The organism is Streptacidiphilus jeojiense (genome assembly GCF_000719095.1).
Lineage (GTDB): Bacteria > Actinomycetota > Actinomycetes > Streptomycetales > Streptomycetaceae > Streptacidiphilus > Streptacidiphilus jeojiensis.
Genome location: NZ_JOEH01000013.1, coordinates 170,545 through 190,602 on the forward strand (window position 1 = coordinate 170,545; position 20,058 = coordinate 190,602).

General features: G+C 74.9%; 16 protein-coding genes. 9 read left to right on the plus strand and 7 right to left on the minus strand.

Annotation, left to right across the window (positions count from 1 at the left end; genetic code table 11):
- The first annotated feature begins 112 nt into the window (after positions 1–112).
- The 4 genes from IF29_RS0119070 (at position 113) to IF29_RS0119085 (ending at position 4,872) form a co-directional block, all read left to right on the plus strand.
- Complete coding sequence (locus tag IF29_RS0119070) at positions 113–1,537, plus strand: hypothetical protein (protein ID WP_030256235.1); 1,425 nt, start codon at positions 113–115, stop codon at positions 1,535–1,537.
- Positions 1,538–1,637: 100 nt separating this feature from the next.
- Entirely contained in the window at positions 1,638–2,855 is a 1,218-nt protein-coding gene (locus IF29_RS0119075; protein ID WP_084714536.1) for a glycosyltransferase family 4 protein, read from the plus strand.
- Positions 2,852–3,994, plus strand: coding sequence for a glycosyltransferase (locus tag IF29_RS0119080; protein WP_051725501.1), 1,143 nt, complete (start codon positions 2,852–2,854; stop codon positions 3,992–3,994). The genes IF29_RS0119075 and IF29_RS0119080 overlap by 4 nt, the downstream gene beginning before the upstream one ends.
- Positions 3,991–4,872, plus strand: coding sequence for an SGNH/GDSL hydrolase family protein (locus IF29_RS0119085; protein ID WP_051725502.1), 882 nt, complete (start codon positions 3,991–3,993; stop codon positions 4,870–4,872). Before IF29_RS0119080 ends, IF29_RS0119085 begins: the two co-directional genes overlap by 4 nt.
- Before the next feature lie 52 nt (positions 4,873–4,924).
- Here the strand turns inward: IF29_RS0119085 and IF29_RS0119090 are convergent, their stop codons facing one another.
- From IF29_RS0119090 to IF29_RS0119105, 4 genes are all read right to left on the minus strand, one after another.
- Positions 4,925–6,019 carry a WD40/YVTN/BNR-like repeat-containing protein gene (locus IF29_RS0119090; RefSeq protein WP_030256244.1) on the minus strand — a complete coding sequence of 365 codons (1,095 nt, stop codon included), beginning with the start codon at positions 6,017–6,019 and terminating at the stop codon, positions 4,925–4,927.
- 114 nt (positions 6,020–6,133) lie between these two features.
- Positions 6,134–6,997 carry a 5-oxoprolinase subunit C family protein gene (locus IF29_RS0119095; protein WP_030256248.1) on the minus strand — a complete coding sequence of 288 codons (864 nt, stop codon included), beginning with the start codon at positions 6,995–6,997 and terminating at the stop codon, positions 6,134–6,136.
- Positions 6,994–7,614 carry a 5-oxoprolinase subunit PxpB gene (gene pxpB, locus IF29_RS0119100; protein WP_030256250.1) on the minus strand — a complete coding sequence of 207 codons (621 nt, stop codon included), beginning with the start codon at positions 7,612–7,614 and terminating at the stop codon, positions 6,994–6,996. The genes IF29_RS0119095 and pxpB overlap by 4 nt, the downstream gene beginning before the upstream one ends.
- Complete coding sequence (locus IF29_RS0119105; protein WP_030256253.1) at positions 7,611–8,381, minus strand: LamB/YcsF family protein; 771 nt, start codon at positions 8,379–8,381, stop codon at positions 7,611–7,613. Before IF29_RS0119105 ends, pxpB begins: the two co-directional genes overlap by 4 nt.
- A gap of 102 nt (positions 8,382–8,483) precedes the next feature.
- Here IF29_RS0119105 and IF29_RS0119110 point away from each other — a divergent pair, with 102 nt between their 5' ends.
- The 3 genes from IF29_RS0119110 to IF29_RS0119120 are packed head-to-tail and all read left to right on the plus strand — an operon-like array spanning position 8,484 to position 15,621.
- The gene (locus IF29_RS0119110) at positions 8,484–10,055 is read left to right on the plus strand and encodes a hypothetical protein (RefSeq protein WP_232242201.1); all 1,572 of its coding nucleotides are present in this window, start codon (positions 8,484–8,486) and stop codon (positions 10,053–10,055) included.
- Complete coding sequence (locus IF29_RS0119115; RefSeq protein ID WP_030256258.1) at positions 10,052–10,924, plus strand: hypothetical protein; 873 nt, start codon at positions 10,052–10,054, stop codon at positions 10,922–10,924. Before IF29_RS0119110 ends, IF29_RS0119115 begins: the two co-directional genes overlap by 4 nt.
- A gap of 44 nt (positions 10,925–10,968) precedes the next feature.
- Entirely contained in the window at positions 10,969–15,621 is a 4,653-nt protein-coding gene (locus IF29_RS0119120) for a coiled-coil domain-containing protein (protein ID WP_030256260.1), read from the plus strand.
- A 29-nt stretch (positions 15,622–15,650) separates the two neighbouring features.
- Here the strand turns inward: IF29_RS0119120 and IF29_RS0119125 are convergent, their stop codons facing one another.
- From IF29_RS0119125 to IF29_RS0119135, 3 genes are all read right to left on the minus strand, one after another.
- Entirely contained in the window at positions 15,651–15,881 is a 231-nt protein-coding gene (locus tag IF29_RS0119125; RefSeq protein WP_030256262.1) for a hypothetical protein, read from the minus strand.
- Positions 15,882–15,976: 95 nt separating this feature from the next.
- Complete coding sequence (gene glpK / locus IF29_RS0119130; RefSeq protein WP_051725504.1) at positions 15,977–17,554, minus strand: glycerol kinase GlpK; 1,578 nt, start codon at positions 17,552–17,554, stop codon at positions 15,977–15,979.
- A 65-nt stretch (positions 17,555–17,619) separates the two neighbouring features.
- Positions 17,620–18,333, minus strand: coding sequence for an SDR family oxidoreductase (locus tag IF29_RS0119135; RefSeq protein ID WP_030256268.1), 714 nt, complete (start codon positions 18,331–18,333; stop codon positions 17,620–17,622).
- A 93-nt stretch (positions 18,334–18,426) separates the two neighbouring features.
- Here IF29_RS0119135 and IF29_RS0119140 point away from each other — a divergent pair, with 93 nt between their 5' ends.
- Together IF29_RS0119140 and IF29_RS0119145 are read left to right on the plus strand one after the other, a co-directional pair.
- Positions 18,427–18,999: a TetR/AcrR family transcriptional regulator gene (locus tag IF29_RS0119140; RefSeq protein WP_037595757.1), complete on the plus strand. Its 573-nt coding sequence runs from the start codon at positions 18,427–18,429 to the stop codon at positions 18,997–18,999.
- 117 nt (positions 19,000–19,116) lie between these two features.
- Positions 19,117–19,962 carry an NUDIX hydrolase gene (locus tag IF29_RS0119145; RefSeq protein ID WP_051725505.1) on the plus strand — a complete coding sequence of 282 codons (846 nt, stop codon included), beginning with the start codon at positions 19,117–19,119 and terminating at the stop codon, positions 19,960–19,962.
- Positions 19,963–20,058: the final 96 nt, after the last annotated feature.

Consider the following 20,058-nt stretch of genomic DNA (forward strand, 5'->3'; position numbering starts at 1 on the left):
CGCCCCGCAGGGGACACGTCTGCCCCCCATAGCAGACCCGTACCGCTCAGTGCCAGACCCCCATTCACGAAATTCCTTTGCCACCAGGACCGCCGCACCGGATGCTGACCTCATGTTCGAGCCCGCGATAGCGCCCAGCGCCTCCCTTCTCGGCCTGCTTCAGCGGGGCCGGGGGGACGGCACCCTGCACGCTCTGGCGGCCGAGCGTTCCGACGCTCTCGCCGCCCTTGAGGAGTGCGTCACCAGCGACCCCCGCCGCGACTGGCAGGTCGAGAACCGCTCCCTCTACTACGCACGCCTGTTCATGGAGCTGGAGGCCCCGCTGCAGGGCCTCGAGGATCACCTCTTCTGCGCCGAGGACCTGCTCGACGACGAGGAGTCACGCACCGGGCTCACCCTCGCCGTGCTGGGCCGGCTGGCCGGCTACGGCCGGCACGAGGCCCTGCTGCTGCTGCGCCGTTACGCCGCCGCGGGCAGCAACTGGGCCTGGGCCCTGGACGAGCTGGCGGTACGGGAGGACGACGCCGCGCTGGCGGCCCTGGCCGAACCCGTACTGGCCCGCTTCCCCGAGGGCCCCGAGGGCGACGCCGCGCTGCGGGCCACCGTCCGCGACGCCTACGAGCCCCGGCCCTGGCACCTGTGGGCGCAGACCCACCCCAGAGTGGCCGCCGCCACCGAGCAGGCCCCCTTCGACCTCTGGCAGCGCCAGCTGGACCGGCCCGGCAACGCCCCCGCCTGGAGCACCCCGGCGGTACTGGCCTGGGCCGACGCCGCCTCCAGCACCGGCCGCGGCGCCTCACCCGAGCAGTTCGAACGCCGGGTGGGCGCCGCCGTCCGCTGCCTGGCCGCCGTGGCCGGGCCCGAGGACCGGCCGCTGCTCCGGCAGACCGCCCGCGAGGGCCAGGACGGCGCCCGCTGCGCGGCCCTGCGGCACCTGGCCGACCACGACGACGAGTCGGCGCCCGACCTGCTGGAACTGGCCGCCGCCGACCTCTCCCGGCAGACCGCCGACTACGCGCTCGGCACCCTGTGCCGGGTGCGCACCCCGCGCTTCCTGGCCCGGGCCCGGATCTGGGCCGCCGATCCGGAGGGCGGACCGCTGGCCGACGCCTCGGCCCGGCTGCTGGCCTGCGCCGGCGTGGCCGCGGACGCCCCGGCCGTGGTGGCCGCGCTGCACCGCTGGATCTACCGGCAGGGCGCCGACGGCGACGGACTGGCCGTCCTGGTGGAGGGCGTCGGGCGGCTGGCGGCCGCCACCGGGGTCACCGCCCTGCGCCATGTCTACGCCGAGACCAGCTGCTCGCAACTGCGCGGCAGCGCCGCGCGCAGCCTCGCCGCCGTCGATCCCTGCTTCCCGACCGGGGCCGCGGTCGAGTGCCTCTGGGACTGCGAGGAGACCACCCGCGAACTCGCCGCCCGCCATGTGTTCACCAAGGGTGACGGCCGGGTGCTGGACCGGCTGCGCCGGATGGCCGCCGATCCGGGCGAGGAGGCCGAGGTCCACGCCGCGGTGCGGGGCAGGCTCAGCGGCGGTTGACAGCGCCGCGGAGGGCCGGAGGGTGAGCGTTCGGTAGTCGTTCGTTCACTCGACAGATGGACGTGGCCGTGCGCACGCGTGGCGTCGGGATAACGCAGACATGCGTGTCGCCATCGTCACAGAATCCTTCCCGCCGGACATCAACGGCGTCGCCCACTCCGTCCTGCGCACCGCCGAGCACCTGCTCCGGCGCGGCCACCAGCCCCTGGTGATCGCGCCCGCCCCGGCCGTGCCGCTGTCCGCCCCCGACCCCTGCCCGGTGGTGCGCGTCCCCGCGCTCTCGCTGCCCGGCTACCCGCAGGTGCGGCTGGCCCTGCCCAGCCGCCGACTGGAGCAGCTGATAGCCGGGCACCGCCCCGACATCGTCCACCTGGCCAGCCCCTTCGTCCTCGGCGCCCGGGGCATGGCCGCAGCCGATCGGCTCGGCATCCCGGCCGTCGCCGTCTACCAGACCGACCTGGCCGGGTACGCCCGTGCCTACCGGGCCGGCAGCGGTCTCGGCGAGGCCGCCGCCTGGCGGCGGATCCGCGCCGTCCACTGCGCCGCCGCCCGCACCCTCGCCCCGTCCACCCCGGCCGCCCAGGACCTCACTGCCCACGGCGTGCCCCGGGTTCGGCTCTGGCCGCGCGGCGTGGACTCGGTGCGGTTCCACCCGCGCCACCGCGACCAGGCCCTGCACAGCGCCCTCGCCCCGAACGGCGAGGTGCTGGTCGGCTACGTCGGCCGGCTGGCCCCGGAGAAGCGGGTGGACCTGCTCAGCGGGGTCTGCGCGCTGCCGGGCGTCCGGCTGGTGGTGGTCGGGGAGGGGCCGAGCGAGCCGGCGCTGCGCCAGGCGCTGCCCGGCGCCCTGTTCCTGGGGCGCCGTGAGGGCGACGAGCTGGCCGCCGTCTTCGCCTCGCTGGACGTGTTCGTCCACACCGGTCCGATGGAGACCTTCTGCCAGACCATCCAGGAGGCCATGGCCAGCGGCGTCGCCGTGGTCGGGCCCGCCGTCGGCGGACCGCTGGACCTGGTGGCGCACCGCCGCACCGGCCTGCTGGTGCAGCCCAGGGACGTGCGCGCGGTCACCGAGGCCGTCGCCGCACTGGCCGCCGACCCGGAGCTGCGTGAGCGCTACGGCGCCCAGGCGCGCCGCGAGGTGGCCGGACGCACCTGGGAGTCGGTCGGCGACCAGCTGCTCGACCACTACCAACAGGTGCTGACCCCGGCAGCCGCCGCTGTTCCGGTCGCAGCCGCCGCGGCAGCCGCGACAGCCAAGACAGCCGCAGCCCCCGCCGTGCTCGGAACGGTCCCGGACCGGGGCGGGGTGGCGGCATGAGCCTGCGGATCGTACGCCTCGCCAACTTCGTCACCCCGGTCTCCGGCGGCCTGCGCACCGCGCTGCACCACCTGGGCGCGGGCTACCTCGCTGCCGGGCACCGCCCGGTGCTGGTGGTCCCCGGCCCCCAGCACCGGGACGAGGAGACCGACCAGGGCCGGGTGATCACCCTGCCCGGGCGCCGGGTCCCGGGCATGGGCGGCTACCGGGTGCTGCTCGACCGGCCCGCCCTGGCCGATCTGCTGTCGGTGCTCCGCCCGGACCGGCTGGAGGTCTCCGACCGCACCACGCTGCGCTGGACCGGCGGCTGGGCCGGCCGGCACGGCGTGCCGGCCGCGATGGTCTCCCACGAGAGCCTGGACGGGGTGCTGCGGGCCTGGGGCCTGGGGGAGTCCGCGGCCCGCCGCACCGCCGACCGGCTGAACCGGGGGACCGCCCGCGACTACAGCGCCGTCATCTGCACCACCGCCTGGGCCGCCGCCGAGTTCCACCGCATCGGCGCCCGCAACGTGGTCCGCGCCCCCCTGGGCGTCGACCTGGAACGCTGCCACCCCCGGCAGCGCAACGCGGCCGCGCGCAACCACTACGCCCGCCCCGGCGAGGTGCTGCTGGTGCTGTGCTCGCGGCTCTCCACCGAGAAGCGGCCGGAACGGGCCCTGGACGCCGTAGCCGAACTGCGCCGCCGCGGGGTGCCCGCGGTGCTGGTGGTGGCAGGGGAGGGCCCGTTGCGGGCGCGGATGGAGGCACGGGTCAGGGCCGAACGGCTGCCGGTGCGGCTGGTCGGCCACATCGGCTCCGCGGACGCCCTGGCGGCCTTGCTCGCCAGCGCCGACGCGGTGCTGGCACCGGGACCGATCGAGACCTTCGGGCTGGCCGCCCTGGAAGCCCTGGCCTGCGGCACCCCGGTGGTGGTCAGCGCCTCCTCCGCACTGCCGCAGATCGTCGGCGACGCCGGCCAGACCGCGGCCGACACCGGCCCCGGCTTCGCCGACGCCGTGCAGCGGCTGCTGGCCGGTACCGAGTCCGACCGGCGCCACCGGGCCCGGGCCCGGGCCGAGCAGTACGGCTGGGACCGGGCCGTGGCCGGGTTCCTCGCCGCCCACCGGATACCCCAGCACGTCCAAGGAGTCATGGCATGACGCTGCTCAGGGTCGCCGCGCTCGGCGACTCCCTCACCGAAGGCCTCGGCGACCCCGCCCCCGGCGGCGGCTGGCGCGGCTGGGCCGCCCTGCTCGCGGCCGGCCTGGCCCCGCTCGCCGAGGCCGTGGACCTGCACAACCTCGCCGTGAGCGGGGCCAGGGCCGCGGACGTGGCCCGGACCCAGCTCCCCACCGCCCTGGCGCACCGACCGCACCTCGCCTCCGTCCTGGTCGGTGCCAACGACACCCTGCGCGCCAGCTACGACATCGACTCGGTCACCACCGACCTGGACGCCGTCATGGCCGAGCTCAGCGCCGGCGGCACCGTGCTGCTCACCGCCTGCCTGCCCGATCCCGGCCGACTGCTGCGCCTCCCCGGCCCGCTCGCCCGTCCACTGGCGCGCCGAATGCACAGCGTGAACGAGGTGGTGCACGCCCTGAGCGAGCGCTATGCCGCCGTCCACGTCCACGCGGCCGAGGCCGACTGGATCGACGACCCCCGGATGTGGAGCGTGGACCGACTGCACCCGAGCGAACGCGGCCACCGCGCGCTGGCCCGCGAGTTCCACACCGTGCTGGCGGCGAACGGTACGGCGGCCGGCCCCGCCCCGACGCCGGAGCCCGAGTGCGCCGCGCCGAGCCGGGCCGCCCAGACCTGGTGGATGGCCACCAAGGGCACCCGCTGGGTCGCCGAACGCTGCACCGACCTGCTCCCGGACCTGCTCCGGCTGGCCGCGGCCGAGGCCAGGCAGCGCGACCCCCGGGCCCTGGACCTGGCCGCCGCCCGGCACACCGCCGCAGCCCTGGCCGCCGTCTGCGGCTCCGGCTCCGGCCCGGTCCCCGGTTTCGAACGGGAGGCCCTGCGCGCCGTCAGCTGATCACTCCGGCCGATCACTCCGTCAGATCACCCGGTCCGAGCACCCAGTCCGATCACCCCGTCTCGGCCGCCCGTACACACAGCACGGCGGGCAGATGCTGCGTCAGCAGCCGCCAGCTGTCGCCCTCGTCCGCACTTCCGTAGACCTCGCCGTTGCGATTGCCGAAGTACACGCCCACGGGCTCGGCGTCGTCCAGGCACAGCGCGTCGCGCAGCACCACCCCGTAGTGCGGTTCCCGGGGGAGTCCCTCGGACAGCGGTTCCCAGCTCTCGCCCGCGTCCCGGCTGCGGTACACCCGGCAGCGGTGCTCAGGGGGCAGCCGCTCGTAGTCGGCCACCAGCGGGAACACATAGACGGTGCCCGCCCGTCGCGGGTGCGCGGCGATGGCGAAGCCGAAGTCGGCCGGCAGGTCGGCGTCGATCGGGATCCAGCTCCCGCCGGAGTCGTCGCTGCGGTAGACCCCGCCGTGGTTCTGCAGGTACAGCCGGGCCGGATCGCCGGCGTCCACGGCGATCTTGTGCACGCACTGTCCGAACTCCGGATTGCGGTCCGGTTGGAACCGCGCCTCCACCCCGGTGTTCGAGGGCGCCCAACTGTCACCGCCGTCCGCGGACCGGTAGACGCCGCCGGTGGAGACCGCGACGGTGAGCTGCCGGGGGTCCTCCCGGTCGACCAGCACCGTGTGCATCCCCTGGCCGCCGAAGCCGGCTCCCCAGTCCTTGCGCTGCGGATGTTTCCACAGGCTCTCCACCAGCGAGAACGACTCGCCCCTGTCCTCGGACCGGAACAGCGCGGCGGGCTCGGTCCCCGCGTAGACGACGGTCGGCTGGTCGGCGCCGGCCGGCTGCAGCTGCCAGACCCGCTCCAGTGACGTTCCGGTGGACTCCGGGAAGCGCACGGCGGGCTGTTTGGGCTCCTGCCAGGTCGCGCCCAGGTCGTCGGAGTGGAACACCGAGGGACCCCAGTGGCTGCTGTCCGCGCCGACCAGGATCCTCGGCACCACGCCGCCCCGGCGGTCGATGGCCACCGAGTACACGCCCTGCATCGGGAAGTGCGGCTGCTCGTTCCACTCCCAGTTCCTGCGGTCCCGGCTGCGTCCCAGGAACAGCCCCTTGGCGGTACCGACCGCCAGTACTACCTCGCCCATGGCGGACTCCTCTGTCCTCGCCGCTGTCCTCGCCGGTGGTTCTCCTCGCCGGTTCGTCCGATGGGCAGCAGTCTTCTCGGATCGCGGACGGTTGTCGTGTTTTCGGGCGTGTGTTCACCGCATTGAGCGAGTGAATCGAACAGGCGTTCCCGGTGCCGCCTGCGCGGCCGAGGCGAGATCCCCCGCCGGGACCACGCCCAGGACCGGATAGCCCCCGGTGGTGGGGTGGTCGGCCAGGAACACCACCGGCAGCCCGTCCGGCGGCACCTGCACCGCCCCGAGCACCATCCCCTCGCTGGGCAGCTCGCCGCGGTCCGGCAGCCGTTCGAGCAGAGGTCCGGTCAGCCGCAGCCCGACCCGGTTGGACGCGGGGGAGACAGTCCAGCGCCCGGAGTCCAGCGTGCGCAGCGCCCCGGGGCCGAACCAGTCGGCGCGCGGTCCGAGGTCCAGCCGCAGCAGCAGTTCACGCGGGGGAGCCGGCAGCGGCAGCGGGTCGATCCAGCAGGGCGGACCGGTCGGCGGCCCCACCGGCAGCAGCTGCCCGGCCGCCAGCGGCGCCGGCCCGAGCCCGGCCAGCAGATCGGTGGACCGGCTGCCCAGTACCGGCGGCACCGCGAAGCCGCCGGCCACCGACAGGTAGCAGCGCAGCCCGCTGGTCGGCGCACCCACCGCCAGCACCGCCCCGGTCGGTACCCGTACCGGGGCGCCCCAGGCGACCGCCCTGCCGTCCACCAGCACCGGTGCGGGGGCGCCGAGGACCGCGACCAGCACCGGCTCCAGGGCCCGCAGCGCGACCCCGCCGAGGGTGGCCTCCAGTACTGCCGCGTCCGGGGCGTTGCCGACCAGCCGATTGACCAGCCGGAGCGCGCCCGGATCCAGCGCACCGGCGCGCGGCACCCCGAGCGCGGCGACGCCGACGCGTCCGCCGTCCTGGACCGTGGTCAGCGGTCCTGGCCGGACCACCTCCACCGCCCTCATGGCTGCTCCACGAAGCGCACCCGGGTGCCCGGCTGCAACAGCGCCGCCGGGTCGCGGCCCAGGTCCCAGACCGGCAGCGAGGTGCGCCCGAGCAACTGCCAGCCGCCGGGCGAGGCGCCGGGGTAGACCCCGGTGTAGCCGCCGGCCAGTGCCACCGAGCCGGCCGGCACCTGGGTGCGCGGGGTGGCCCGGCGCGGCACGGCGTACCGCTCGGGCAGCCCGGTCAGATAGGCGAAGCCGGGCGCGAAGCCGCAGAAGGCGACCCGGTACTCGGCCCCGGTGTGGATCCGCACCGCCTCGGCGGCGGACACCCCCCACAGCGCCGCGACCTCGGCCAGGTCCTCGCCGTCGTAGCGGGTCGGTACGGTGACCACCGGACCCTCCGGCGGCGCCGAGGTCTGCGGCCGCCACCCCTCGAACTGGGCGGCGACCAGCTCCGGCCGGGCCAGTCCGTCCAGCAGCACTGTCCGCGCGGCCGGGACGATCTCGACGGCCCCCGGCAGCCGCCCGTCCGCCTGACGGGAGATCAACTCCTGGTGCAGCGAGGCGACTTCCGCGTCGCTGTCGACCTCCAGCAGCAGCGCCGAGCGCCCCGCGGCCATGATCCGCACGCTCATCCGAACGCCTCCACGCGCACCCCGGCGGCGGTCAGCGCCTCCCGTACCCGCAGCGCCAGCGCGGCGGCGCCCGGGGTGTCCCCGTGCACGCACAGCGAACCGGCCCGCACCGGGACCAGGCTGCCGTCCGCGGCGACCACCTCCCCGTCCCTGGCCATCCGCACCGCCCGGGCCACCACCTGGTCCGGATCGTGCAGCACCGCCCCCGGCTCGGTCCGCGGCACCAGCGTCCCCTGCGCGGTGTAGGCCCGGTCCGCGAAGGCCTCGGCGACCACCGGGAGGCCGGCCGCCAGCGCCGCCGCGAGCAGCGCCGATCCGGGCAGCCCCAGCACCGGCAGGCCGCGCCCGTCCGCCCGCCGGTAGGCCAGCAGCGCCTCCACCACGGCGCCCGCCTGCTCCTGGTCGTGCACCACCCGGTTGTAGAGCGCCCCGTGCGGCTTCAGATAGGCCACCGCCGTCCCGGCCGCCCGGGCGAACAGGTCCAGGGCGCCCAGCTGGTAGGCGATCTCGTCGGCCAGTTCCCCGCGCGGCACCTCCATCGGGCGCCGTCCGAAGCCGGCCAGGTCCCGGTAGGAGACCTGGGCCCCGATCCGCACCCCGCGCTCGGCCGCCAGTTCGCACACCCGGCGGATCGTCGAGGGGTCGCCAGCATGGAAACCGCAGGCGACGTTCGCACTGGTGACCACCGCCAGCAGGGCCTCGTCGTCGGTCAGCGTCCAGCGTCCGAAGCCCTCGCCCAGGTCCGCGTTGAGATCGATGGTCACCATGGCAGAGATCCTAGGGGCGGGCCGCGTGTGCAAGGTCACACAATTGCTCGCATTCCGTGGCGTTTCGGAGCCTGTCAGTGCCACCCCCTAATCTTGTCGATCGTGACCACATCCGCCGACCCCAGCACCCGCGTCTCGCTGGGCCCAGCCGCCGACGAGGGGCTGGCCCGGCGGCTCCGTGCGCTCGCGTGCACCGCGCCGCTGCACGACCTGGACAGCCGCAAGGCCAACCTGGCCGGCGAGTACGCCGTCTACGGCATGGCCGAGGTGGCGCTGTCGGCGATCGACCTGGTCACCCTGCAGATGGACTTCGACACCGGTGCCGACCGGGACCAGGTGCTGGCCCGGCTGCAGCCCCGGGTCGCCGCGCAGGCCCCGCAGCGCCCCTGGACCGAGCACGAGCGGGTCGCCCGCTGGGTGCTGGAGTCGCTGATCAACGTGGGCAGCGTGGACCGCGGCTTCCGCGCCGTCTACGGCACCTTCGCCACCGACGGCTCCTATGTCCGCCGTGACTACGACTTCAAGCTGATCGAGGAGGTGCCCGGGCCCGACGGCGGGGTCTACCTGCGCACCACCGACGAGGCCGTCAACGTCCTGGTCGGCGCGCTGGACACGGACGTCACCAGCGCCCAGATCGCCGCCGAGGTCAAGCTGGAGGTGCTGATCAACCGGGGCCGGCTGGCGGACGCCCAACTCGCCGCCGAACAGGCCCGCTACCGCACCGTCCAGTTCGCCGAGACGCTGCGCCGGGCGCTGGAGGCGACCCGCCGCAACGTCCGCGCGGTGGACTGGATGGAGACCGTCCCCGACCTGATCCACGAGGCGCTGGAGCACATCGCCGACCGCTACCGGCACGAGAACGCGATCCTCACCAACATCCGCCGCGCCCGCGACGAGTCCGAGGACCCCGAGCACAAGCGGCGCGCCGCCGAGCTGGTCGACATCGTCAAGGACTGCATCCGCCGGCACACCCAGCTGCAGACCCGGCTGCTGGAGGCCGGCCCGCTGTTCCGCGCCGAGCAGGACCGCCAGGCCTTCGCCGGCCCCACCGCCCGCTCCGGCCTGGACCTCTACGGGCAGCTGCTGGCCCCGCTGCTGCGGCTGCCGCTGGAGCACGGCCTGCGGGTCACCGACGCCTTCTTCAGCAGTGCCATAGGGCTGCGCACCCCGGTCTCGGTCCGGGTCACCGACCTGGTCGAGGTACTGCTCACCCCGCCGGTCGAGCGCGAGCACCTGGGCGCCGAGCTGCCCGAGCCCGATCTGCTGGACACCCCCGACGACAGCCGCTTCTCCGAGGCCCAGCTGGAGGCCGCCCAGGTCCTGCTGGACCTCCCCCCGGACGCACCGCGGCGACTGTCCGGCCTGCTCGCCGAGGCCCGCCGCAGCGACCCCGAACTCCCGTACCTGGTCGCCCTGCTGGCCGTGCACGCGGCCAGTCCCTCGGTCGGCACGGCCTACCGGCAGGGCGAGGAGCGGCTGCTGTTCGCCGTCGACGACGGCGCCCGGCTGGACGACCCGGAGTTCGGCGGCGCCGACCTGATCGTCGGCAGCGCCCTGCTCGACGCCGCCGGCATGGCCGCGGAGCGCGCCGAGGCGTCCGCACCGACCGACCCCCCGGCCAGGGCCCTCGTCCCGGCCGGACGGAAGCCGCACCACCTGGAGTCCCGCCCATGACCAGCTACGACGAGCACCCCACGACCGGGGACGGTGCCGGCGCCCCGCCCGCGATCACCCCCGGCGACGTCGCCGACGCCTCCCGGCTGGTCTCCTTCGGGCTGCAGCCGAAACTGCTGCCCGCACGCGACGCCGAGTACGGCGAGCTGGTCCGCCGCTACCGCGACGACCCCGGCTTCGCCCGGCTGGCCGACGCCGTCGCCACCGGTCTGGGACTGATCGTGCTGGAGGTCTCGCCCCGGGCCGGGATGGCGGTCGCCGCCTCCGAGGACTCGGTGTTCGCGGTGCGCCTCGGCGAGTACTCGCGCCGCGCCGCCTCCGAGTCCACCGACCGGTTCCTGCACGGTCTGGCGCACCTGGCCGTGGCCGCGCTGGCCTTCCCCCGCCCGGAGGACCTGGCCGACGACGGCTACCTCGGCCGGATCACCGTCAACGGCGTGGACACCTTCGTGCGCCAGGTCTGCCGCCGGCTGGAGGAGCAGGCCGAGGCCGAGGGCGCCAACACCGACCCGGTCAGCGACGCCCCCGGCCTGGAGGCCGCCTGGCGGGTGTACGCGCGGCGCAGCGCCACCGGCGCCACCAAGGACGCCCGCCGGCTCTCCGGCTCCACCATCGGCATCGTCGGCAAGGCGATGTCCTTCATGGTCGACACCGGCTTCCTACAGAAGACCTCGGACGACTCCGGCGGCACCTTCCGCACCACCGCCCGCTACCAGCTGCAGGTCCGCGACCTGGCCGGCAGCGCCGCGATGGCCGAACTGCTCGCCCTGGGCGTGGTCCCGATCAGCGACGGCAGCGCCAGCCTGCTGCCGCCCGACCCCACCGAGGAACTGGTCGCCGACGCCGGCCTCCCGTTCCACTCCTCCTGACGCGCCTTTCCTGACAACCCACCAGCACGGAGACCTGACAACCCATGTACGAGCTGAACCGGGTCCGCCTGTACTCCATCGGCCCCGCCGGTGCGCGGTACGCCGACACCGTGCTCGACCTGAGCGGTGTCGGCGATCCGGTGCCCGAGCCGGCCCCCTCCCAGCCCGGCTTCTTCGACGAGGAGGAGAGCGGCCCGCCGCGCCGCCCGGCCCCGGCCGGGGTGCTCTTCCTGGAGAACGGCGGCGGCAAGTCGGTGCTGCTGAAGCTGATCTTCTCGGTGATGCTGCCGGGCCACCGCAACACCCTGGGCGGCGCCAGCTCCGGCGTGCTGCGCAAGTTCCTGCTCGCCGACGACTGCGGCCACGTCGCGCTGGAGTGGCAGCACACCCTCACCGGCGAGACCGTGGTGGTCGGCAAGGTCAGCGAGTGGCGCGGCCGCCAGGTCTCCACCGACCCGCGCAAGTTCGCCGAGGCCTGGTACTCCTTCCGCCCCGGCCCCGGCCTCAGCCTGGACGGCCTGCCGGTCGCCGAACGCACCACCTTCCTCCCTGCGCCCGGCCAGGAGGCGCCCAAGGTGAGCCCCAAGGGCCGCCGCCGCACCATGAAGGGCTTCCGCGACGCCCTGACCGAGGCGGGCAAGGCCGAGCCCGCCCTGGACCTGGTCTGGGAGGAGGGCCACGACCGCTGGATCGAGCATCTGGGCAGCCTCGGTCTTGACCCCGAACTCTTCCGCTACCAGCGCGAGATGAACGCCGACGAGGGCGAGGCGGCCGGCTTGTTCGCGGTGAAGAACGACGCCGACTTCACCGACCTGCTGCTGCGCGCGGTCACCGACACCCGCGACACCGACGGCCTGGCCGACCTGGTGCACGGCTTCGCCAACAAGCTCGGCCGCCGCGCCGAGCTGACCGCCGAACGCGACTTCACCGCGGGCTCGCTGGACCTGCTGCGCCGGATCGCCGAGGCGGCCACCGCCCGCGAGTCGGTCCGTGAGACGCACCGTTCCGCCGAGCGCCGCACCCGCCGGCTGGCCCGCACCCTGGCCGCCCGCGCCGCCGCGGAGCGGGACCAGGTCCGTGAGCTGGCCGAGCAGGTCGCCGAGGCGGCCGCCGCCGTCGCCGACGCCGAGGACGGCCGCACCCGGCAGTCGCTGATCACCGCTGAACTGACCCACCGTCATGCCAGCCTCGCCCTGGCCGCCGCCACCGGTACCGCGGCGGGCCTGCGCAAGGAGCTGCTGGACGCCAGGACCCTGCACTCCGCCTGGCAGGCAACGGAACTGGTGCTGCGTCACCGCGCCGCCGCGGACCGCTCGGCCCGGATGTCGGCCGCGATCCGCGAGGCCGAACGCGACGCCGCCCCCGCCCTGGCCGCCCGCACCCGCGCGGCCCGGGCCCTGGTCGGCGCGCTGGAGACGGCCGCCGCGGCGGCCGAGGCCCAGGCGGACAGCGAGGAGCAGCGCGCCGGTGCGCTGCAGGCCGAGGGCGAGACCGCCCGTCGCGACGCCACCGCCGCCGCCACCGCCGCGCAGAAGGGCCGCAGCGAGAGCGAGCACCTGCGCCAACGCTTGGCCGAGGTCGAGCAGGAGACCCAGGCGGCAGTCCGTTCAGGCTGGATCGACTCCACCAACGCCGCCCCGGACGCCGAGGCAGTGGACCCGGCTCGGGCCGCCCTGGAGGCATCCGACGCCGAGCAGCAGGCCACCGCCGCCTGGGAGCAGGCCCGTACCGTCGCCGACCAGGCCGCCGCCCGGGCCCGCGAAGCCGCGGCCCGGGGGGCCAGGGCGGAACTGGCCGCCGCCCGCGCCAGCGACGCGCTGGCCGCCGCCGAGACCGCGCTGGCCGCCGAGCAGGACGCCGCCGCCGAGCTCGCCGCGCACCCCCGGTCCACCGAGCTGCTCGGGGTCCAGGTCGGCGAGCTGTCGCCGGAGGCGCTGGACCGCTCCGCCGACAGCCTGCGCGAGCTGCTGGACGACTCGGTCACCGCCGCCGAGCGCACCCTGTTCGAGCTCAGGACGGCCGCCGCCGCCGACTCCCGGGTGCTGGCCGCGCTCGGCGACGGCGGGCTGCTCCCGCCCGGTCCGGACGTGCTGGCCACCGTCGAGTACCTGGGTGAGCACGGCGTCCCCGCCCTCCCCGGCTGGCGCTACCTGGCCCAGTCGGTGGACCCGGCCGACCACGACCGCATCCTCGACGCCCGCCCGCAGCTGGTCGACGGCGTCATCGTCACCGACCCGGCCGCGCTGGAACGGGCCCGGGAGGCGCTGTCCGCGGCTGCCCTGCTGCCCCGCTCCGCCGTCGCCGTCGGCACCGCGGCCGCCCTGCTCGCCCCGGTCCTCGACGGCACCGGCACAGCCGCATCCTCCGGGGTGTTCCTGGTCCCGCCGAACCCGGCCATGCACGACGAGAACGCCGCCGACGAGGAGCGCAACCAGCTCCGTGACCGGGCCACCGCCAGGGACGAGCAGATCCGCGCGCTGGCCGCCCGGCTCGGTGCGGACCGTCTGCTCAGTGGCCGGCTCGCCTCCTGGCGCACCCGCTGCCCCGACGGCCACCTGGACGCACTGGCCGGCACCGCAGAGGCGGCCCGCAGCGTACTGGACCTGGCCGGCGCCGAGCTGGCCTCGGCCCGCGCCGAGCACCAGGACGCCGACGCCGACCAGCAGCAGGCCTCCCGACTGCGCGACGAACGCGGCGAGGCCGCCCAGCAGGCCCGCCGTCGCGCCGACGCCCTGGCCGGACTCGCCTTCCGGCTGCGCGAGCGCACCGGCTGGACCGGCCGGCTGCGCGAACTGATCGACGAGACCGCCCAGGCCGAGCAGCGCCAGCAGCTCTGCACCGAGCGGGCCCAGGCCGCCGACGAGGACCGCCGCGCCGCCCAGCGCGCCGCCGACGACGCCCGCCGTACCGTCCGCGCCCTGCGCGCCGAACGCGCCGAACTGCCCACCGCCGAGGACACCGGGGCTGACTCCGAGTCAGCTGATCCCGAGTCGACCGGCGGGTCGGCCGACGGTTCCGCCGCCTCCCTCCCCGCGCTGCGCGAGGCCCACCGCGCCGCCTCGCAGCTCTACGACCAGGTCGGCGTCGGCGCTGATCTGCGCGCCGAGCAGGCCCGGGCCGAGAGCGATGAGTCCGCCGCCCGCACCGAGCTGGACCGCCTGACCAACAAGGTCCGCTCCCGCGCCGAGGAACTGCTCACCACCCCCGACGGCGCGGACGCGCCGGGCCGGCAGGCCGCCGCCGCCCGCGCCGAGGACCTCGTCCAGACCATCGAGGGCCGCGCTTCCGCCGCCAGCGAGCAGCTGGGCCGGCTGCGCGGCGAGGCCGAGCGCAGCGCCCCGGTCACCGGGGACGCCCACACCGAGCTGCCCGACGAGCTGGTCCCCACCGACACCGGGCACGCCCAGACGCTGCTCCGTGCCGCCACCGCCGAGCTGGCCGGGCGCACCGACCTGCTCAGCGCCGCCCGTTCGGCCCACAACGAGCTGCAGCGCTCGCTGGAGGCCACCCAGCACGCCTCCGCCGAGTTCGACGAGTCCGCCGCCCAACTCCGGGACGGCCTGCGGGAACCGGCCGCGGCCACCCCCGAGGGCGAGGACGAGGCGCCGCCGCCGTTCCCCGGCCCCCTGGCCGAGGCCCGCCAGTCCGCCGCCGACAGCCGCCGCTCGCTGCGCGCCGCCGTGGCCGACCTGGCCGCGTCCGACCTGGCCGTCCGCGACGCCTCCGACGCCCTGGTCCGGCACGCCAACTCCACCCGCTACGAGGCCGTCCGCACCCCGGCCCGGCAGCAGATCCGCGAACTCCCGGCCGCCGCCCTGCCGGAGCACGCCGCCGCCTGGGCGGTCGCCTTCGCCCCCCGGCTGCGGGTCCTCAGCGACGAGTTGGAGCAGCTGGAGCGCAACCGCGACAGCATCGTCGACCGGCTGCGCGGCCTGGTCGAGACCTCGCTGGCCACCCTGCGCGCCGCCCAGCGGCTGTCCCGGCTGCCCGAGGGTCTGGGGGAGTGGTCCGGCCAGGAGTTCCTCCGGATCCGCTTCGAGGACCCGGACCACGCCGTGCTGACCGAGCGCCTCGGCGAGGTCATCGACGAGGCCACCCGCGCCGCCGTCCGCCGCACCGGCGCGGCCAGCGGCACCAGTGACTGGGGCCGCAGGGACGGGATGTCGCTGCTGCTGCGCGGCGTCCACGCGGCCGTCGAGCCCAAGGGCATCGCCGTGGAGATCCTCAAGCCGGACGCGGTGCTGCGCGCCGAGCGGGTCTCGGTCAGCCAGATGTCGGACGTGTTCTCCGGCGGCCAGCTGCTCACCGCGGCCATCGCGCTCTACTGCACCATGGCGGCGCTGCGCGCCAACGACCGCGGCCAGGCCCGGCTGGCCCACGCCGGAACCCTGTTCCTGGACAACCCGATCGGCCGGGCCAACGCCACCTATCTGATCGAGCTCCAGCGCGCCGTGGCCTCGGCCCTCGGGGTGCAGCTGATCTACACCACCGGCCTGCTGGATGCCAATGCGCTGGCGGAGTTCCCGCTGATCATCCGGCTGCGCAACGACGCCGACCTGCGGGCCGGGCTGAAGTACATCTCGGTGGAGGAGCACCTGCGCCCCGGCCTGCCCGAGATCGACCCGGAGGAGGCCGACATCCACGGCGCGGTCACCGCCACCCGGATGTTCCGCAGGCCGGTGGAGGCCACCGTCTGAGCGTCCGTCAACTCACGGGACAGCGCTGGTCAGAGCTGCCGCCGCGCCGCCCTGCGCCGCTGCACGTCGGCCTGCAGCGCGATGCCGGCGTCCAGCAGGAACCAGGTCGTCGCGAAGATGCCCACGGCGGTGACCCCGAGCGCCAGCGGAGTGAAGTCGGCATGCGCGATCGAGCCGAAGATCGTGAAGAGCAGGGCGTTCAGGGTCATCCCGGCGGCGACCAGCAGCCGCGCCCGCGCCTTGCGGGACCTGTCCGACACCCGACCAGCCACTCCAGCCCCCCGGCCTCACCCGACGCAGAACACCGACCACCGACACCGACCACCACCAGGAGTCCTGCCCAGCAGGGAGGGGCTCATGCCCCGCCCGGGACCGAGTCCTCGTCGATCCACCCCTTGGTGCGCTCCACCGCCTTCAGCCAGTTGCGCTGCTCCCGGGCCCGCTCCTGCGCGCCCATCCGCGGCGTCCACTCCGCGCCGCGGTGCCAGTTGGCCCGCAGCGCGTCCAGGTCCGGCCAGAAGCCGACGGCCAGCCCGGCCGCGTAGGCCGCGCCCAGCGCGGTGGTCTCGGCCACCAGCGGCCGCTCCACCGGCGCGTCCAGGACGTCCGAGATGATCTGCATCAGCAGGTCGTTGGCGGTCATCCCGCCGTCCACCTTGAGCGAGCTGAGGGTCACCCCGGAGTCCTTGGCCATGGCGTCGACGACCTCGCGGGTCTGCCAGGCGGTGGCCTCCAGCACCGCGCGGGCCAGATGACCCTTGTTCACATAGCCGGTCAGCCCGGTGATCACGCCCCGCGCGTCGGAGCGCCAGTAGGGCGCGAACAGTCCGGAGAACGCCGGCACGATGTAGGCGCCGCCGTTGTCCTGCACGGTCGAGGCCAGCTCCTCGATCTCGGCGGCCGTGGAGATCAGCCCCAGCTGGTCGCGCAGCCACTGCACCAGCGAACCGGTGACCGCGATGGAGCCCTCAAGCGCGTAGACCGGCTTCCGGTCGCCGATCCGGTAGCCGACCGTGGTCAGCAGTCCGTGGTACGAGTTCACGGCCTTCTCACCGGTGTTGAGCAGCAGGAAGGTGCCGGTGCCGTAGGTGCTCTTGGCCTCGCCCTCGTCGAAGCAGGTCTGCCCGAACAGCGCGGCCTGCTGGTCGCCCAGGGCCGAGGCCACCGGCACGCCCGCCAGTTCGCCCACCGCGTACCCGTAGACCTCGGCGGAGGAGCGGATCTCCGGCAGCAGCGAGGCCGGGACGGCGAAGGACTCCAGCAGCCGCTCGTCCCACTCCAGGGTGTGCAGGTTCATCAGCATGGTGCGCGAGGCGTTGGTGACGTCGGTGACGTGCACGCCGCCGTCCACGCCGCCGGTGAGGTTCCAGATCAGCCAGCTGTCCATGGTGCCGAACATCAGCTCGCCGGCCTCGGCGCGCCCGCGCAGCCCGTCCACGTTGTCCAGCAGCCAACGGATCTTGGGCCCGGCGAAGTAGCTGGCCAGCGGCAGCCCGGTCTCGCGGCGGAAGCGGTCTTTGCCGACGTTGCGGCCCAGCTCCCGGCAGAGCGCCTCGGTCCTGGTGTCCTGCCAGACGATGGCGTTGTGCACCGGCTCCCCGGTGCGGCGGTCCCACAGCAGGGTGGTCTCCCGCTGGTTGGTGATCCCGATCGCGCTCAGCTCCGCCGGGCCGATCCCGGCCCGGCGCATCGCCTGGGTGACCACCGACCGCACCCGGGTCCAGATCTCGCCGGCGTCGTGCTCGACCCAGCCGGGCTGGGGGAAGATCTGCCGGTGCTCCTGCTGCTCGACGGCGACGATCGCACCGTCCGCGTCGAAGACGATGCAGCGGCTCGAGGTGGTCCCCTGGTCGATCGCGGCGACGTGGCGGCCCTGCGGCCGTCCCCCGGCGGCGGGTACTGCGGTGATGGTGGGGCGCGGCAGTGGAGGCATGGACGAGAGTCTGCCAGTCACCCCCGTCCTGCCTCCACCGCCGCAGCTCCAACGCGGCGCCTGGGTCAGGAAGCCAGCCGCCCACCGCCGTCAACCGGCAGCACAATCCCCGTGGTGTACGCGTTCTCCACCAGGAAGGCGATGGCATGCGCCACCTCCTCCGGCCGCCCGGGCCGCCCCAACGGTGTGTTCGTGCAGGCCCCGTTCACCACAGCGCCCCGGTTCTCCTCGGGCAGCCAGTCCCACCACGGGGTGTCGATCACGCCCGGCGAGAGGGCGTTGACCCGGCGCGGCGCGAGTTCGACCGCGAGAATCCTGGCGGCCGTCTCCAGAGCCGCGTTCGACGAACCCAGCACGGTCAACCCGGGGGCGCTCATCTGGGAGCTCGCGGCACCGAGCAGGGTGACCGAGCCGTCGGCCCGCAGCGTCTCCAACGCGGCCTTGACCGTCAGCAGCTGCGGAATGAGTTTCCCCTCGCTGTGCCTCCGCAGCTCTGCTGCGGTCAGCTCCAGCAACGGGGTGATCCCGCCCCTGGGCGAGACGGTCACCACCAGGTGGTCGAACGGCCCCACCTCGGCGAAGAACTCGGCCAGCTGTCCCTCGTCGGAGGCGTCCAGGGTCCGCCCCTCGACCCCGTCGCCGAGCACCTTCAGCGCCGCCTCCAGGCGGTCGGCGCTCCGTCCGGCGACGACGACCCGGTTGCCCCGGTCCCGCAGCAGTTCGGCGGTGGCCAGGCCGATCCCGGAGGTACCGCCGACGATCACAACACGTTCAGACATGGCGTCCGCTTCCTCTATCCCTCCCGGTGACCCACTTTCGAGTCACTGTGCCTCGATTATGTATCGAGACACGGTGCCTTGTAAAGTCGGGCCATGAACAAGACCACCCCCGCTCCCCAGGGGCGCCCCCGCAGCGAGAGCGCCCACCGGGCGATCCTGGACGCGGCCGTGGGCCTGGCCGTCCGCGACGGCTACACCGCCGTCACCATCAAGGGCATCGCCGAGGCCGCAGGTGTCGGCCGGCAGACCGTCTACCGCTGGTGGCCGACCAGGGGGGCGGTGCTGCTGGAGGCGCTCGGCGAGATCGGCGCGGCCCATGTGCTGCCCGAGCCCTCCGGGGACCCGCGCGCGGACCTGCGGCGCTTCCTGGACCAGACCTTCGAGCTGGCCGCCGAGGTGCCGGTCGCCAACGTCCTGCTGGGCATCACCGCCGACGCCGTGAGCGACCCCGGGCTGGCGGCGGACCGGCGCGGCTACATCTCCGGCCGCCGCGATCTGCTGCGCCAGGCGCTGGAGCGCTGCGGCGACACCTGGGCGGTGCCGGTGGACACCCTGGTGGACCTGGCCTTCGGTGCCATGTGGTACCGGCTGATGAACGAACACGCAGCCGTGGGACCGCAGTTGACGGAGGAACTGATGGTGGTGGTGGACGCGCTGGCCCGCTAGGGGGTGGCCTCCGAACCGCTTCGGCGCTATGTTGTTCTCATTACGAGAAGGACTCCGAGTGAGAACGACTCGGAGTGAGAACAACCTGTACCGAGAGCGACCCGAGCGGAGCGCCCGATGCCGACCCAGGACCAGCCGTCGCAGGCCGACCAGTCCCAGTCCGAGCAGGACTGGCTGGCGGCCTACGACCCCCGGGCCTTCACCCCGGTCGCGGTGACCGTGGACGTGGTCGCTCTGACGCTGCGTCAGGACCGGCTGCACGTACTGCTGGTCCGCCGCGCGGGCCCGCCGTTCCAGGGCTGCTGGGCGCTGCCCGGCGGCTTCGTCCGAGCCGGGAAGGAGGACCTCGACCAGGCCGCGGCCCGCGAGCTCGCCGAGGAGACCGGGGTGGACACCGCCGCGCTGCGACGGGTCCACCTGGAACAGCTCGGCTCCTACGGCGCCCCCGCCCGCGATCCGCGGATGCACGTGATCTCCGTGGCCTACCTCGCCTTCGCTCCCGACCTGCCCGATCCGCAGGCGGGCACCGATGCGGCCGCGGCCGCCTGGGTGCCGCTCGGCGGGACCGCTCCGGCTGCCGGACCCCACAGGGGAGGGCCCAGCAGCCGGAGCGGTCCCGCCGGGCACCCACTCGCCTTCGACCATGCGGTGATCCTCGCCGAGGCGCTGGACCGGGCCCGTTCCAAACTCGAGTACACCCCGCTGGCCACCGCCTTCCTCGGCCCCGAGTTCACCATCTCCGAACTGCGCTCGGTCTACGAGGAGATCTGGGGGGAGAAGCTGCACGCCGGCAACTTCCACCGCAAGGTGCTCTCCGTCCCCGGCTTCGTCGAGAGCACCGGCGCCACCGCGACCAAAGCGGGCAGCAAGGGCGGGCCCCGGGCCCGGCTCTACCGCACCGGCGACGCCCGGCTGCTGCACCCCGCACTGCTGCGACCCGACCGCGAGGAGTCCGTCCGCTGACCCCCGTGACCCCCACGTAGCCATCCGGCCCCACCGCCCGTACGGCACCGGACCTCTGACAGCGCGCCACCCCTCCTGCTCCGTCCCGTCCCGCAG